At 70.5% G+C, this 16,252-nt stretch carries 11 protein-coding genes; 5 read left to right on the forward strand and 6 right to left on the reverse strand.

Annotated features, from left to right (window positions below; genetic code table 11):
* Nucleotides 1-36: 36 nt before the first annotated feature.
* The gene (locus tag ABD932_RS08410) at nucleotides 37-822 is read right to left on the reverse strand and encodes an SDR family oxidoreductase (protein ID WP_345010195.1); all 786 of its coding nucleotides are present in this window, start codon (nucleotides 820-822) and stop codon (nucleotides 37-39) included.
* Between the two features lie 60 nt (nucleotides 823-882).
* On the opposite strand from ABD932_RS08410, the gene ABD932_RS08415 reads away from it, so the two are divergent.
* Together ABD932_RS08415 and ABD932_RS08420 are read left to right on the forward strand one after the other, a co-directional pair.
* Nucleotides 883-2,022 carry an acyl-CoA dehydrogenase family protein gene (locus ABD932_RS08415; RefSeq protein WP_345010198.1) on the forward strand — a complete coding sequence of 380 codons (1,140 nt, stop codon included), beginning with the start codon at nucleotides 883-885 and terminating at the stop codon, nucleotides 2,020-2,022.
* Nucleotides 2,022-3,032, forward strand: a complete 1,011-nt coding sequence (locus ABD932_RS08420; protein WP_345010200.1) for an acyl-CoA dehydrogenase family protein — start codon at nucleotides 2,022-2,024, stop codon at nucleotides 3,030-3,032. The genes ABD932_RS08415 and ABD932_RS08420 overlap by 1 nt, the downstream gene beginning before the upstream one ends.
* Here ABD932_RS08420 and qcrB read toward each other — a convergent pair.
* Nucleotides 3,010-4,656 carry a cytochrome bc1 complex cytochrome b subunit gene (qcrB, locus tag ABD932_RS08425; protein WP_345010202.1) on the reverse strand — a complete coding sequence of 549 codons (1,647 nt, stop codon included), beginning with the start codon at nucleotides 4,654-4,656 and terminating at the stop codon, nucleotides 3,010-3,012. The two genes, ABD932_RS08420 and qcrB, sit on opposite strands and share 23 nt — an antisense overlap.
* Nucleotides 4,657-4,777: 121 nt before the next feature.
* Complete coding sequence (locus ABD932_RS08430; protein ID WP_345010204.1) at nucleotides 4,778-5,500, reverse strand: vWA domain-containing protein; 723 nt, start codon at nucleotides 5,498-5,500, stop codon at nucleotides 4,778-4,780.
* Between the two features lie 147 nt (nucleotides 5,501-5,647).
* On the opposite strand from ABD932_RS08430, the gene ABD932_RS08435 reads away from it, so the two are divergent.
* Together ABD932_RS08435 and ABD932_RS08440 are read left to right on the forward strand one after the other, a co-directional pair.
* Nucleotides 5,648-6,628, forward strand: coding sequence for a rhomboid family intramembrane serine protease (locus ABD932_RS08435; RefSeq protein WP_345010206.1), 981 nt, complete (start codon nucleotides 5,648-5,650; stop codon nucleotides 6,626-6,628).
* Nucleotides 6,625-7,533: a chitosanase gene (locus tag ABD932_RS08440; protein ID WP_345010208.1), complete on the forward strand. Its 909-nt coding sequence runs from the start codon at nucleotides 6,625-6,627 to the stop codon at nucleotides 7,531-7,533. Before ABD932_RS08435 ends, ABD932_RS08440 begins: the two co-directional genes overlap by 4 nt.
* A 130-nt stretch (nucleotides 7,534-7,663) precedes the next feature.
* Here the strand turns inward: ABD932_RS08440 and ABD932_RS08445 are convergent, their stop codons facing one another.
* The 3 genes from ABD932_RS08445 to ABD932_RS08455 all read right to left on the reverse strand — a co-directional run bounded on the left by ABD932_RS08445 (nucleotide 7,664) and on the right by ABD932_RS08455 (nucleotide 14,837).
* The gene (locus ABD932_RS08445; protein WP_345010210.1) at nucleotides 7,664-9,127 is read right to left on the reverse strand and encodes a glutamate synthase subunit beta; all 1,464 of its coding nucleotides are present in this window, start codon (nucleotides 9,125-9,127) and stop codon (nucleotides 7,664-7,666) included.
* Nucleotides 9,120-13,727: a glutamate synthase large subunit gene (gltB, locus tag ABD932_RS08450; protein WP_345010500.1), complete on the reverse strand. Its 4,608-nt coding sequence runs from the start codon at nucleotides 13,725-13,727 to the stop codon at nucleotides 9,120-9,122. Before gltB ends, ABD932_RS08445 begins: the two co-directional genes overlap by 8 nt.
* Nucleotides 13,728-14,105: 378 nt before the next feature.
* A complete protein-coding gene (locus ABD932_RS08455) occupies nucleotides 14,106-14,837 on the reverse strand; it encodes a VIT1/CCC1 transporter family protein (RefSeq protein ID WP_345010212.1) in 732 nt (243 codons plus the stop codon).
* A gap of 268 nt (nucleotides 14,838-15,105) precedes the next feature.
* Between ABD932_RS08455 and ABD932_RS08460 the strand changes: the two genes are divergently transcribed.
* Nucleotides 15,106-16,218, forward strand: coding sequence for an ADP-ribosylglycohydrolase family protein (locus ABD932_RS08460; RefSeq protein ID WP_345010214.1), 1,113 nt, complete (start codon nucleotides 15,106-15,108; stop codon nucleotides 16,216-16,218).
* Nucleotides 16,219-16,252: the final 34 nt, after the last annotated feature.

Raw genomic sequence — 16,252 nt, forward strand, 5'->3', positions numbered from 1 at the left:
TCCATTGTCGTCCTGGGCAGGGTGGCTGCTGTCGTCCTAGGCATGCTGGCTGCTGACGGAGACGATCTCGCCGGTCATGTACGACGAGTAGCCCGACGCCAGGAAGACGATCACGTTGGCCACCTCCCAGGGCTCGGCGTACCGCCCGAAGGCCTCGCGGGCGGTGAGCTCCTCCAGCAGCTCGGGGGTCGTCACCTTCGCCAGGTGCGGGTGCATGGCGAGGCTCGGCGCCACCGCGTTGACCCGTACCCCGTACTCGGCGGCCTCGATCGCGGCGCACCGGGTCAGCGCCATCACGCCGGCCTTCGCGGCGGCGTAGTGTGCCTGCCCGGCCTGGGCGCGCCAGCCGACGACGGAGGCGTTGTTGACGATCACGCCGCCGCCGGTGTCCCGCATCCGGCGCAGGGCGGCCCGGGTGCATCTGAAGGTGCCGTTCAAGGTCACGTCGAGGACCTTCGACCACTGCTCGTCGGTCATGTCGACGAGGGGCGAAGTCCCGCCGAGGCCGGCGTTGTTGACGACCACGTCCAGTCGGCCGTGCTCCTGTAGGGCGGTGTCGAAGAGGGCCCGCACCTGCGTCTCGTCGGTGACATCGCACACCGCGGACGTCACCGCGCCCCCGAACTCCCGGGCCAGCTCCGCCTCGTGCTCCTTCAGCCGCCGCGCGTGGGCGTCGCTGATCAGCACGCGGGCGCCCTCCTCCAGGAGGCGGCGGGCGGTAGCGCCGCCGATGCCCGCGCCGGCCGCGGCGGTGACGACGGCCGTGCGCCCGGGGAGCAGTCCGTGCCCGGGAACGTACGTCGGCGCCTCGACGTTTGTCATGGCAGCACGCTAACCTACCAAACACTTGTTAGGGAAGACTCGCAGGGAGGGAGGACGGCAGTGGACCTCACCCACTCCGCCGCCGACGAGGCGTTCCGCGCCGAGGCCCGGGCCTGGCTGCGCGCGCATGTGCCGCCCGACCCGCTCCCCTCCCTGGAGACCGAGGCGGGCTTCGCGGCGCACCGGGCCTGGGAGGCCCGACTCGCCGCCGACCGCTGGTCGGTGGTGCACTGGCCGACGGCGTACGGCGGCCGGGACGCCACGCTCGTGCAGTGGCTGCTGTTCGAGGAGGAGTACTGGGCGGCGGGCGCGCCGGGACGCGTCAACCAGAACGGCGCCGGCCTCCTCGCCCCGACCCTCTTCGAGTACGGCACGGAGGAGCAACGCGCGCGCGTGCTGCCGTCCATGGCCACCGGCGAGGTGATCTGGGCGCAGGCGTGGTCGGAGCCGGAGGCGGGTTCGGATCTGGCCTCGCTGAGGTCGAGGGCAGTGCGTGCGGACGGCGGCTGGCTGCTGTCCGGCCAGAAGACCTGGTCCTCGCGCGCCGCCTTCGCCGACCGCGCGTTCGGCCTGTTCCGCACCGACCCGGACAGGCCCAAGCCGCACCAGGGCCTGACGTACCTGATGTTCGACCTGCGCGCCCCCGGGGTCACGGTCCGCCCCATCGCCCGTCTCGACGGGAAGCCCGCGTTCGCCGAGCTGTTCCTGGACGAGGTGTTCGTGCCGGACGAGGACGTGATCGGCGAGCCGGGACAGGGCTGGCGGATCGCGATGTCGACGGCGGGCAACGAACGCGGCCTGATGCTGCGCTCCCCCGGCCGCTTCCTCGCGAGCGCGGATCGCCTGCTGCATCTCTGGCACACCCGGGGCAGCCCGGAGAACACACGGCACCGCGTGGCCGACGCCCTGATCGGCGCCCGGGCGTACCAGCTCTTCACCTACGCCGCCGCCTCCCGCTTCCTCGACGGCGAGTCGATCGGCCCGGAGTCCAGCCTGAACAAGGTCTTCTGGTCGGAGTACGACATCGCGCTGCACGAGACGGCCCTCGATCTTCTGGGCGTCGAGGGCGAGCTGGCCGACACCGACTGGTCCGAGCTCTACGTCTTCTCCCTCGCCGGCCCCATCTACGCGGGCACGAACGAGATCCAGCGCGACATCATCGCCGAGCGGCTGCTCGGCCTGCCGAAGGGGCGACGCTGATGAGGTTCCTCCTCGACGCCGAGCAGCGGGCCTTCGCCGACTCGCTGGACGCGATGCTGACGGCGGCGGACACGCCGTCGGTCGTGCGGGAGTGGAGCCGGGGCGAGCATGCCCGTGGCCGTGCGCTGTGGTCCCGTATCGCAGAAGCCGGAGTCTTCGCGCTGGCCGTTCCCGAGGCATACGAGGGACTGGGGCCGCGGCCCGTCGAACTCGCCGTCGCCTTCGTGGAGTTGGGGCGGCATGCGGTGCCGGGGCCACTGGTGGAGACGGTCACCGCCGCGGCCCTGCTCGCCGGTCTGCCGGACCCCGGCGCGGCCAAGCGGCTCCTTCCGGCGCTGGCGACGGGCGAGGCGATGGCGACGCTGGCGTGGACGGCGCCGTACGCCCTGGACGGCGACGCGGCCACCACCCACCTCACGCTGACCCCGCACGGCCTGCACCTCTCCCCCGGCCATGGCCCCGTGCGCCCCTCCCTGGACCCGGCCCGCCGCCTCACGCCCCTCGACCCCGGCGGCGAACTCCTCAGCCCCGACCCGCCCACCGCGCAAGCCCTCGCCCACGCCCGCCTGACCACCGCCGCCCAGGCCCTCGGCGTGGGCCTCGCACTGCTCGACAGGACGGTCGCCCACGTCCGGCGGCGGACCCAGTTCGGCGTCCCCATAGGCTCGTTCCAGGCAGTCAAGCACCGGCTCGCCGACGCGAAGGTCGCCCTGGAGTTCGCCCGGCCCCTCGTCCTCGGCGCCGCGCTCACCATGGACACGGCCGACATAGCCGCCGCCAAGGTCACCGCCTGCGAGGCCGCGTACGCGACCGCCCGTACGGCACTCCAGGCGCACGGCGCGATCGGCTACACGGCGGAGTACGACCTGTCGCTCTGGCTCACCAAGGCCCGCGCCCTGCGCACCGCCTGGGGCAGCCCGGACGCCTGCAGGGCCGAGGTGCTCGGCGCCGCTCGGCCCCGGCACGACCGTCCCAGTGGTGATCGGCTCAGTGGTGATCGCCGCTGGTGATCTCGCGGTACTCCTCCACCGTCGGCTTGGTGATCCGCGACCGAGGCCCGAACATCGCCCGCGCCAGCCGGGCCCGCACCCGCTGGGTCCGGGGGACCCGGCGCCGGACGCCGTTCGCGTCGACGAGCGGACCGACCTCGTACGGCGGATGCTCCTCGTGCTGGGTCAGGGTGAACAGCTGCCCCTGGGAGAGGGGTTCGTGGACCTCGATGAACTCCCCCTGCGGGAGCCGTTTGATGGTGCCCGTCTCCCTGCCGTGCAGCACCTTGGCCCGGTCCCGGCGCTGCAGCCCGAGGCAGATCCGCTTGGTCACCATGTAGGTGACGACCGGCACGACGAAGACCGCGATCCGCACGAACCACGTGATCAGGTTGATGGACAGATGCAGATGCGTGGCCACGATGTCGTTGCCGCCACCGATCAGCAGCACCGCGTACAGACTCAGCCAGGCCGCGCCGAGGCCGGTGCGCACGGGCATGTTGCGCGGCCGGTCGAGGATGTGGTGCTCCCGTTTGTCGCCGGTGATCCACGCCTCGACGAAGGGATACACGCCCAGCGCGAGCAGGATCAGCGGGAAGAGGGAGAAGGGGATGAAGACGCCCGGTTCCAGGGTGTGGCCCCAGGCGTTGATCTCCCATCCCGGCATCACCCGGATCAGGCCCTCGGAGAAGCCCAGGTACCAGTCGGGTTGGGCACCCGTGGTCACCAGGTCCGGACGGTAGGGCCCGAACGCCCACACGGGGTTGATGCTGGCGATGCCGCCCATGACCGTCAGCACGCCGAACACCAGGAAGAAGAAGCCGCCCGCCTTGGCCATGTACACCGGCAGGAAGGGCATGCCGACGACCGTCTTCTGGTCGCGGCCGGGACCCGGGTACTGCGTGTGCTTGTGGTAGAAGACCAGGATCAGATGGGCGACCACCAGGCCCAGCATGATCCCGGGCAGCAGCAGGATGTGGATCGGGTACAGCCGGGCGATGAAGTCCTCCCCGGGGAACTCCCCGCCGAAGAGGAAGAACGCCACGTACGTCCCCACGATCGGGATCGACAGGATCGCGCCGTGGGCGAACCGCAGGCCGGTGCCGGACAGCAGGTCGTCGGGGAGGGAGTAGCCGGTCAGGCCGGTGATGATGCCGAGCATCAGCAGGGACCAGCCGAACACCCAGTTGATCTCGCGCGGCTTGCGGAAGGCTCCGGTGAAGAACACCCGCATCATGTGCACGAGCATCCCGGTGACGAAGACCAGCGCCGCCCAGTGGTGGATCTGGCGTATGAGCAGCCCGCCGCGCACGTCGAAGCTGATGTCGAGCGTGGACTCGTAGGCCCTGGTCATCAGGACGCCGTTGAGGGGTTCGTAGGTGCCGTTGTAGACGACCTCGTTGGTGCTCGGGTCGAAGAACAGGGTGAGATAGACGCCGGTGAGGATCAGGACGAGAAAGCTGTAGAGGCAGACCTCGCCCAGCATGAAGGACCAGTGGTCCGGAAAGACCTTGCGCATATTGGCCTTGGCCAGCGCGTAGATCCCCAGCCGTCCGTCGGCCCAGTCGGCGACTCGCTCGCCCTTCCCGGGCGGGGCGGCCCGCCCGGCCACCGCTTCCTCGTTCCCCGATCGTGCGCCGTCCATACGCCGTCGCCTCCCCGTCGGATCAACCACAGGGTTACACGGTCATACCGCCCAAGCCAACGGGGCGAGCAACCGGGTGAGCGAGTGCCGGCGAGCCCTCAAGGTCGGCGACCGTGCGCCGCTACCCCCGTACGATCCCCTGCGCCCGCGCCGCCACCAGCCACTTCGGGAACTCGCCGACGAGCCGGTCGTACAACTCGGTGTCGGACACCTTCCGCGGCTCCGCGCCGGCGTGGAAGAAGCCGGCGTTGTCGACGACCCGCTTGTCCGGGACGGACAGGTCGTCGAGCTTGCGCAGGTAGTCGAACTGCTTGCTGTCCGGGTCGCCGAAGCCGATGAACTGCCAGAACAGCGGGAGGCGGGCCGCCTTGCACAGGTAGCGTTCCGCGGCGAGCTTGTTGATGGGGCCGCCGTCGGTCTGGAAGACGACCAGGGCGGGGGCCGTCGACCCGCTGTCGAGGTAGTGGTCGATGACGGCGTCCATGGCCAGGTGGTAGCTGGTCTTGCCCATGTGCCCGAGGCCGGCCACGATCCGCTCGATGCGCCCCCGGTGGTCGGCCAGCGCGATCTCCGTCTCCGCGTCGACGTCGGTCGAGAAGAACACCACCGGCACGGTCCCGTCGTCGTCGAAGTGCGCCGACAGCCCGAGCACCCGGTCGGCGAGCGCCTGCACGCTGCCGTCCTTGTAGTACGGCTTCATCGACCCGGAGTAGTCCACGACCAGGTAGACCGCGGCCCGCGCCCCGTCCAGTCCGTGCTTGCGCAGCGACACCCCGGCGGTTTTGTACAGGCTGACCAGCGCGGGCGCGGTCTCCTCGACCTTGCTGAGACTGATCGCTGCCATACTGTCTCCCCCTCACACGTCCCACTGGCAGCCGAGATTACGACACCACCGGCCCCGCCCCTCCCTCCGTCCACAGGTGTTCGCTATTTTGTTCGCCGCCGCCCCCACCGGCTCACCGTTCGTCCAGTCCCCTTCGAGGAGCCGGCTGTGGAGCCCGAGTCCACCCAGTCCGAGTCCAGCCAGTCCCAGTCCGCCCAGTCCCAGTCCGCCCAGCCCACGGCCACGACCTGCTATCGCCACCCCAAGGTCGAGTCCCACGTCCGCTGCACCCGCTGCGACCGGTACATCTGCCCGGACTGCATGCGGGAGGCGTCCGTCGGCCACCAGTGCGTGGAGTGCGTGAAGGAGGGCGCGCGGTCGGTGCGGCAGGCCCGGACGCTCGTCGGCGGGCGGATCGCCGCGACGCCGCTCGTGACCTCCGTACTCATCGGGCTCAACGTCCTCGCCTACGTGGCCGAGGTGGTGCGCCCGGAGATCCTGGACCGGTTCTCGATGCTCGGCGCCCGGCTGGCCGGGCCGGACGGCTACTACGTCTACGCGCCCGGGTACCCGTCGGACCTGCACGCCGAGGGCGTGGTCGCCGGAGAGTGGGACCGGCTGCTGACCAGCGGGTTCCTTCACTCGGCGCCGACCGAGGGCACCTTCGGGGTGCTGCACATCGTGATGAACATGCTCACGCTGTGGCAGCTCGGCCGGGTCGTGGAGCCCATGCTGGGCCGGGCCCGGTACCTCGCGCTCTATCTGCTGGCCACGCTGGGCGGTTCGGTGTTCGAGCTGCTGCTCACCGACCCGCACGTGGAGTCGGTCGGCGCGTCGGGCGCGATCTTCGGCCTCGGTGCCGCCTACTACGTCCTCGCCCACCGCATCGGCGCCGACATGCGCTCCGTCAACCGTTTCATGGCGTTCCTGCTCCTGTGGCTGCTGCTCTCCGCGAGCATCACCTCCTGGCAGGGCCACCTCGGTGGACTGCTGACGGGGGCCGCGGTCACGTTCGCCTACGCGTACGCCCCGCGCGGGCCGCGCCAGGCCCTGATCCAGGCGGCCGCCTGCGTGGGCGTGGTGGTGCTGCTGGCGATGGCCGCGGTCGCCAAGGTCGCGGAGCTGACCGGCGGAGGGATCGCCCAGTGAGACGTATCGGAGTCCTGCTCTTCGCCGTCGTCCCGGTCGCCGTCGCGGCGGTCGTCTACTTCCTGATCCCCTCGGAGTCCGCGGAGAGCCCGGCGGAGTCCACCGTCGCGTCCGCGCAGCAGGACGCCCTTCAGGAGGCCAAGAGCCGCGCCGAGCAGGACCGTGCGGCGGACGACGAGCTGATCGCGAGCCTGCCGAAGGGCCTCGCCGCTCCCGCGAAGAAGGAGCTGGCCCAGCAGCTCGTCTCCAGCGCCGAGAGCTCGACCCTCGACTGGCGCCGCACCTACGGCTACATCGAGGACCTCGGCGACGGCCAGGGCTACACGGCCGGCATCATCGGCTTCTGCACCGGCACCCACGACCTGCTCGACCTGGTCGAGAACTACACCGAGGACCACCCGGACAACGGGCTCGCCCGCTATCTCCCCGCCCTGCGCGAGGTCGACGGCACCGACTCCCACGAGGGCCTGGACCCCGGTTTCACCAAGGCCTGGAAGGCGGAGTCCCGGGTGGCGGCGTTCCGCGAGGCCCAGGACGCCGAACGCGACCGCGTCTACTTCGACCCGGCGGTGCGCCTCGCCAAGCTCGACGGGCTCGGCACGCTGGGCCAGTTCGTGTACTACGACGCGATGGTCTTCCACGGCGCGGGCATCGACGCGGACGGCTTCTATGTCCTGCGCGAACGCGCCCTGCGCAAGGCGGACTCCCCGTCCGAGGGCGGCGCGGAGAAGACGTACCTGGACGCCTTCCTCGACGTACGCCGGGCGGCCATGCGGGCGAAGCGGCCGGACACCGACACCACGCGCATCGACACGGCCCAGCGGCGGTTCCTGAACAACGGGAACCTCCGGATGAGCACGCCGCTGGAGTGGCAGATGTACGGAGAGACGTACAAGGTGCCCTAGGGGCCCTGGGGGGCGTCCTCTGGACCATGCCTGAGAAAGGCGACGGCGCCTGCCCTTTCGTCCGGTCGGGGACAAGGGACAGGCGCCGTCAGTGTTCCGTACGCCGTTGTACGGGACGTCTCTTGGGGTGTCAGACCATCAGCGAGCGGTCCGTCGGCCGGATCGGGGCCGGCAGGTCGCTCGCGCCGGTCAGGAACCGGTCGGTGCCACGGGCGGCCGAGCGGCCCTCCGCGATCGCCCACACGATGAGCGACTGGCCGCGGCCCGCGTCACCGGCGACGAACACGCCGGGCACGTTGGTCTGGAAGTCGGCGTCGCGGGCGATGTTGCCGCGCTCGTCGAGCTCCAGGCCGAACTGCTCGACCAGACCGTTCTCGCGGTCGGTGCCGGTGAAGCCCATCGCCAGCGTGACCAGCTGGGCGGGGATCTTGCGCTCCGTGCCCGGCTTCGGGGTCAGCTTGCCGTCGATGAACTCGACCTCGCTGAGGTGCAGCCACTGGACGTTGCCGTCCTCGTCGCCCTCGAAGTGAGTGGTGGAGACGGAGTAGACCCGCTCGCCGCCCTCCTCGTGCGCGGACGTGACCTTGTACAGCATCGGGAAGGTCGGCCACGGCTGGGAGACCGCGTTCCGCTCGTCGTTCGGGCGGGGCATGATCTCCAGCTGCGTCACCGAGGCCGCACCCTGGCGGTGGGCGGTGCCCACGCAGTCGGCGCCGGTGTCGCCACCGCCGATGACCACGACGTGCTTGCCCTCGGCGGTGATGGGGGGCGCCACGAAGTCGCCCTCCTGCACCTTGTTCGCCAGCGGCAGGTACTCCATGGCCTGGTGGATGCCCTTGAGCTCGCGGCCGGGGACCGGGAGGTCACGGGCGGTCGTCGCACCGGCGGCGATGACGATCGCGTCGTACCGCTTCTTGAGGTCGGTCGCCTTGAGGTCGCGGCCGATCTCGATACCGGTACGGAAGCGGGTGCCCTCCGCGCGCATCTGCTCGATACGGCGGTTGATGTGCCGCTTCTCCATCTTGAACTCGGGGATGCCGTACCGGAGCAGGCCGCCGATGCGGTCGGCGCGCTCGTAGACGGCGACGGTGTGGCCGGCCCGCGTGAGCTGCTGGGCGGCGGCCAGACCGGCCGGGCCCGAGCCGATCACGGCGACGGTCTTGCCGGACAGGCGCTCCGGGGCCTGCGGGGCGACGGTGCCCGCGTCCCACGCCTTGTCGATGATCGAGACCTCGACGTTCTTGATGGTGACGGCCGGCTGGTTGATGCCGAGCACACACGCCGACTCACACGGGGCCGGGCACAGACGGCCCGTGAACTCCGGGAAGTTGTTCGTGGCGTGCAGGCGCTCGGACGCGGCCGACCAGTCCTCGCGGTAGGCGTAGTCGTTCCACTCGGGGATCAGGTTCCCCAGCGGACAGCCGTTGTGGCAGAACGGGATACCGCAGTCCATGCAGCGGCTGGCCTGCTTGCTGATGATCGGCAGCAGGGAGCCGGGGACGTAGACCTCGTTCCAGTCCTTCAGCCGTACGTCGACCGGGCGGGACTTGGCGACCTCGCGGCCGTGGTTCAGAAAGCCCTTCGGGTCAGCCATTGATCGCCGCCTCCATCATCTTCTCGGTGATCTCGGTCTCGGACAGACCGGCTCGCTCGGCGGCGTCCTTGGCGGCGAGCACTGCCTTGTACGTGCTGGGGATGATCTTGCTGAAGCGCTCGACGGCGGTCTCCCACTCGGCCAGGAGCTTCTCGGCGACCGTGGAGCCGGTCTCCTCCTGGTGGCGGCGGACCACGTCGTGCAGCCACTGCTTGTCGGTGTCGTCGAGGGCCTCGACGGCGCTGACGTTGCCGACGTTGACGTTGTCGCGGTCGAGGTCGATGACGTACGCGATACCGCCGGACATACCGGCCGCGAAGTTACGGCCCGTCTCGCCCAGGACCACCGCGTGACCACCGGTCATGTACTCGCAGCCGTGGTCGCCCACGCCCTCGGATACGACCAGCGCACCGGAGTTGCGGACGCAGAACCGCTCGCCCGTACGACCGCGCAGGAACAGCTCACCGCCGGTCGCGCCGTACGCGATGGTGTTGCCCGCGATCGTCGAGAACTCGGCGAGGTGGTCGGCGCCCCGGTCGGGACGGACGACGACCCGGCCACCGGAGAGGCCCTTGCCGACGTAGTCGTTGGCGTCGCCCTCCAGGCGCAGCGTGACACCGCGCGGCAGGAAGGCACCGAAGGACTGGCCCGCCGAGCCCGTGAAGGTGATGTCGATGGTGTCGTCGGGCAGACCCGCGCCACCGAACTTCTTCGTCACCTCGTGGCCGAGCATGGTGCCGACCGTGCGGTTGATGTTGCGGACCTTGACCTGCGCGCGCACCGGCTGGGCGTCGGTCGCGGAGTCCGCGGCCAGGGCATCGGCGGCGAGCTTGATGAGCTCGTTGTCGAGCGCCTTCTCCAGGCCGTGGTCCTGCTCGACCAGCTGGTGACGCACCGCGCCCTCGGGCAGCTCGGGCACGTGGAACAGCGGGGCCAGGTCCAGGCCCTGCGCCTTCCAGTGGTCGACGGCACGCGTGACGTCCAGCGTCTCGGCGTGGCCGACGGCCTCCTCGATGGAGCGGAAGCCCAGCTCGGCGAGGATCTCGCGGACCTCTTCGGCGATGTACTGGAAGAAGTTCACGACGTACTCGGCCTTGCCGGAGAACCGGTCCCTGAGGGTCGGGTTCTGGGTGGCGATGCCGACCGGGCAGGTGTCCAGGTGGCAGACGCGCATCATGACGCAGCCGGAGACGACGAGCGGCGCGGTCGCGAAACCGAACTCCTCGGCGCCGAGCAGCGCGGCGATGACGACGTCACGGCCGGTCTTCAGCTGGCCGTCGGTCTGTACGACGATACGGTCGCGCAGGCCGTTGAGCAGCAGCGTCTGCTGGGTCTCGGCGAGGCCGAGCTCCCAGGGGCCACCCGCGTGCTTCAGCGAGGTGAGCGGGGAGGCACCCGTACCGCCGTCGTGGCCGGAGATGAGCACCACGTCCGCGTGCGCCTTGGAGACACCCGCGGCGACCGTGCCGACGCCGACCTCGGAGACCAGCTTGACGTGAATCCGCGCCTGCGGGTTCGCGTTCTTGAGGTCGTGGATCAGCTGGGCCAGGTCCTCGATGGAGTAGATGTCGTGGTGCGGCGGCGGGGAGATCAGGCCCACGCCCGGCGTCGAGTGACGCGTCTTGGCGACCCACGGGTAGACCTTGTGGCCGGGCAGCTGACCGCCCTCACCGGGCTTGGCGCCCTGGGCCATCTTGATCTGGATGTCGTCGGCGTTGACCAGGTACTCGGACGTGACGCCGAAGCGGCCGGAGGCGACCTGCTTGATCGACGAACGCCGCGCCGGGTCGTACAGACGGTCCGGGTCCTCGCCGCCCTCACCGGTGTTGGACTTGCCGCCCAGCTGGTTCATGGCGATGGCGAGGGTCTCGTGCGCCTCCTTGGAGATGGAGCCGTACGACATGGCGCCGGTGGAGAAGCGCTTGACGATCTCGCTGGCCGGCTCGACCTCGTCGATGGAGATCGAGGGGCGGTCGGACTTGAAGCCGAACAGGCCGCGCAGCGTCATGAGGCGCTCGGACTGCTCGTTCACCCGGTCCGTGTACTGCTTGAAGACGTCGTAGCGGCCGGTGCGCGTGGAGTGCTGGAGGCGGAAGACCGTCTCCGGGTCGAACAGGTGCGGCTCGCCCTCGCGGCGCCACTGGTACTCGCCGCCGATCTCCAGCGCGCGGTGCGCCGGGGCGATGCCGGAGGCGGGGTACGCCTTGGCGTGGCGGGCGGCGACCTCCTTGGCGATGACGTCGATGCCGACGCCGCCGATCTTGGTGGCCGTGCCGTTGAAGTACTTCTCCACGAAGGCGTCTTCGAGACCGACGGCCTCGAAGACCTGGGCGCCGCGGTAGGAGGCGACCGTCGAGATGCCCATCTTGGACATGACCTTCAGGACGCCCTTGCCGAGGGCGTAGATCAGGTTGCGGATGGCCTGCTCGGCCTCTATGCCCGACAGGAAGGTGCCGGCGCGGACCAGGTCCTCGACGGACTCCATCGCCAGGTACGGGTTGACCGCGGCGGCGCCGTAGCCGATGAGCAGGGCGACGTGGTGGACCTCGCGGACGTCACCGGCCTCGACCAGCAGGCCCACGTGGGTGCGCTGCTTGGTGCGGATGAGGTGGTGGTGGACGGCCGCGGTGAGCAGCAGCGACGGGATCGGCGCGTGCTCGGCGTCCGAGTGGCGGTCCGACAGGACGATCAGACGGGCGCCGTTCTCGATGGCGGCGTCGGCCTCGGCGCAGATCTCCTCGATGCGCGCGGCGAGCGCGTCACCGCCGCCGTGCACCCGGTACAGGCCGGACAGGGTCGCGGCCTTGAAGCCGGGCATGTCGCCGTCGGCGTTGATGTGGATGAGCTTGGCCAGCTCGTCGTTGTCGATCACCGGGAAGGGCAGGGTGACCGAGCGGCAGGACGCGGCGGTCGGGTCCAGCAGGTTGCCCTGCGGGCCGAGGGACGAGCGCAGCGAGGTCACGAGCTCCTCGCGGATCGCGTCCAGCGGCGGGTTGGTGACCTGCGCGAACAGCTGGGTGAAGTAGTCGAAGAGCAGACGCGGGCGCTCGCTCAGCGCGGCGATCGGCGAGTCGGTGCCCATCGAACCGATCGGCTCGGCGGCGGCCTTGGCCATCGGGGCGACGATGACGCGCAGCTCCTCCTCGGTGTAACCGAAGGTCTGCTGGCGGCGGGTGACCGAGGCGTGCGTGTGCACGATGTGCTCGCGCTCGGGCAGGTCGGACAGCTCGATCTCGCCGGCCTCCAGCCACTCGGCGTACGGCTTCTCCGCCGCGAGCTGGGCCTTGATCTCGTCGTCCTCGATGATGCGGTGCTCGGCGGTGTCCACGAGGAACATCCGGCCGGGCTGCAGGCGGCCCTTGCGGACGACCTTGGCGGGGTCGATGTCGAGGACGCCGACCTCGGAGCCGAGGACGACGAGGCCGTCGTCGGTGACCCAGTAGCGGCCGGGGCGCAGACCGTTGCGGTCGAGCACGGCGCCGACCTGGGTGCCGTCGGTGAAGGTGACACAGGCCGGGCCGTCCCAGGGCTCCATCATCGTGGAGTGGAACTGGTAGAAGGCGCGCCGGGCCGGGTCCATGGAGTCGTGGTTCTCCCACGCCTCCGGGATCATCATCAGCACGGAGTGCGGCAGGGAGCGGCCACCGAGGTGGAGCAGCTCCAGCACCTCGTCGAAGGACGCCGAGTCCGAGGCGTCCGGCGTACACACCGGGAAGACGCGGTCGAGGGCCTTGTCGTCGGATCCGAACAGGTCGGAGACGAGCTGCGACTCGCGGGCGACCATCCAGTTGCGGTTGCCCTTGACGGTGTTGATCTCACCGTTGTGCGCGACGAAGCGGTACGGGTGCGCGAGGGGCCACGACGGGAAGGTGTTCGTGGAGAACCGGGAGTGCACGAGCGCGATCGCGGAGCCGAACCGGCGGTCGGACAGGTCCGGGAAGAAGGGCTCCAGCTGGCCGGTGGTCAGCATGCCCTTATAGACGATGGTGCGGGCGGAGAGCGACGGGAAGTAGACACCGACCTCGCGCTCGGCGCGCTTGCGCAGCACGAAGGCCTTGCGGTCGAGGGCGATACCCGTGGCAGCCGCGGCCGAGCCATCGGCGACGAAGATCTGCCGGAAGGCCGGCATGGTCGACCGGGCGGTGGCACCGAGGAGCTCGGGAGCGACCGGAACCTCACGCCAGCCGAGGACCGTCAGGCCCTCCTGACCGGCGATCGTCTCGATCTGTGAGACGGCCTCGGCCGTCCTGTCCTCCGGCAGGAAGGCGGTACCGACGGCGTACGCACCGGCCGCGGGCAGTTCAAATCCGGCCACCTCGCGGAAGAACGCGTCGGGCACCTGGGAGAGGATTCCGGCACCGTCGCCGGAGTCGGGCTCGGAGCCGGTGGCACCGCGGTGCTCGAGGTTGCGCAGGACCGTCAGGGCCTGTTCGACCAGGGTGTGGGACGCCTCGCCGGTGAGGGTGGCGACGAAACCGACGCCGCACGCGTCGCGTTCGTTGCGGGGGTCGTACATACCCTGCGCAGCAGGGCGAGCATCCATGAAGGACCAGTTCTGGCCATTCGCGGAGTGCTGGGACGGCTGGCGCGGCGTACGCATCGGCTCTCCCGTCGTCGTCATGTGGCATATGCAGATTGCCGAGGGACGACGTTGGCCCTCTGCGTGAGTGCAAAATTTCGTGCAGGTTACATGATGGAGCGGTTCTCGGGAACCGGGATAACCCGTTCCAACATGCGGACGCCGCGGTCGCGGCGGGGGTACCGCGCGGCGGCGGAAAGTATGGGGGGATCCGAGGGAACAAGATCGGTCAGATCGGTGTCCATCGGTCCGGCGGCGAGGCGGGCGTCGTCGTCCACCCCGCGAGTGCGCCACAGGCGTCATTGCCCACAGCGCTTACGGCTCATGCCCGGTGGTCATGCATCCGAAACCAGCGAGTAACGGCTACTTATGCGGCCCAACGCATAAGTTCCAGCCGAGCTATCCTACGGCGATCCCGAACAAGCTGCCCAGGGCGTACGTCACACCGGCCGCGGCACCACCGAGCGCGAGCTGTCGCAGCCCGCTGAACCACCAGGTCCGTGCGGTCACCTTGGCCACAACGGCACCACACAGGAACAGCCCGAAGAGCGCGAGCAGCACGGCCGGCCACAGCGCGGTGGCGCCGAGCAGATACGGCAGTACGGGCAGCAGGGCGCCCAGCGCGAACGACCCGAAGGACGAGACGGCCGCGACCAGCGGCGACGGCAGATCGCCGGGATCGATGCCGAGCTCTTCCCGGGCATGGATCTCCAGGGCCAGCTCGGGATCACGGGAGAGCTGCCCGGCCACGGCCCGCGCGAGTTTCGGCTCGACGCCCCGGGCCACGTAGAGAGCCGCGAGCTCGGCCTCCTCGTCCTCCGGGTGCTTTCTCAGCTCCCGCCGCTCGACCTCCAGCTCGGCCTCGACGAGCTCGCGCTGCGAGGCGACGGAGGTGTACTCACCGGCGGCCATGGAGAAGGCGCCGGCGGCAAGGCCGGCGAGCCCGCTCAGCACGACGGTCTGATGACTGACCGCCCCGCCCGCGACACCGGTCATCAGGGCGAGATTGGAGACGAGACCGTCCATCGCCCCGAAGACGGCCGGCCGCAACCACCCGCCGTTCACATCACGGTGCGTGTGGTTGTCACGGTGCGCCTCGTGCAGTGGCGCTTCGATCTCGATGATGGCCATGGGGTCCCCCAGAACTCAGGCAAGGCTGTCTTTAGACAAGTTCCATTCTTCGACAACGCCAAATCTACGCTCGAAAATTCCACCTCGCCAGCAAGGAAAGGCTGGGCTAACCTGCGGTTTTCCCTTAGAACGCTCATTCGTGTAGGAGGCCGCACAGATGTCGACCGGGTGACTCTGAGGCCTGCGAGGCTCGGGTCAACCGCCGACGGTGGGACATATCCGCAAAGGGCTCCGCGCCCTGGGCGGAGCCCCCGGAGGAAGGCCGCGTATGGCATCGATCGCCTGCAACCCCTCGGTTCCGGCGCCCGGGGACACCGCCGAACTCCGCGAACGGGCCCGCGGCGCCCTGCTCGGCCTGGCGGTCGGCGACGCGCTGGGCGCCCCGGCGGAGAACATGAAGCCCTCCGAGATCCGCGCCCGCTGGGGCCGCGTCACGGGCTTCGTCACCGACAACCCCTCCGGCACGGACGACACCGAGTACGCGATCTTCTCCGGCCTCCTCCTCGCCCGCCACGGCTCGGCCCTCACCCCGGCCCATGTGGAGACGGCCTGGCACGAGTGGATCGCGGACCGGGCGGAGGGCCCCTTCCGGGGCGCGGGCTTCAGCGAACGCGGCACGCTGGAGAACCTCCGCCGGGGCCTGGCCGCCCCCATCTCCGCCCAGCACCGGCATGCCTGGAGCGACGGTCTCGCCATGCGGGCGGCACCCTTCGGCGTCTTCGCGGCGGGCCGCCCGGCGGAGGCGGCCCGTCTGGTGGCGATCGACGGGTCGGTGAGCCATGACGGCGAGGGCATCTACGGCGGCCAGGCGGTGGCGGCGGGTGTGGCGGCGGCGATGGCGGGCGCGCCGACGATCGCGGTGGTCGCCTCGGCCCTGGCGGTGGTCCCGGACGACTCCTGGACGGCCAGGTCGCTGAGGAGGGCGGTGGCGGTGGCCCACCGGGGCGAACGAGCGGTCCGCTCCGCGGTCGTCATCGGCGGCTACCCCTGGACCGACCTGGCCCCCGAGGCGGTCGCCCTGGCCTTCGGGGCGTACGCGGCGGCGGACGGCGACTTCGTCCAGGCAGTCCTGACGGCGGTGAACATGGGCCGCGACGCGGACACGACGGCCGCGGTCGCGGGGGCGCTGGCGGGCGCGACGCAGGGCGAGCCGGCGATCCCGACGGAGTGGGCGTCGGCGATCGGACCGGCCCGGGGAAGCTGTCTGCCCTCGATGGCCGGGCACCACGTGCTGGACGTCGCGGAGTTGCTGACGCCCGGGGAAGGCGGGAAGTGGGGAGCGGGGGGATGCGCACCGAGTGAGCTACCGGCACGGGGAGAGGCTCCCTCACCTCACTCCTTCGCCCTCCTCACGGATACCGAGACGGAGGCCCGCCCGTGACACCGCCCAGCCCGTGGGACGAGGGTGCACGCCC

It is taken from the genome of Streptomyces shaanxiensis (assembly GCF_039537145.1).
Taxonomy (GTDB): Bacteria; Actinomycetota; Actinomycetes; order Streptomycetales; family Streptomycetaceae; genus Streptomyces; species Streptomyces shaanxiensis.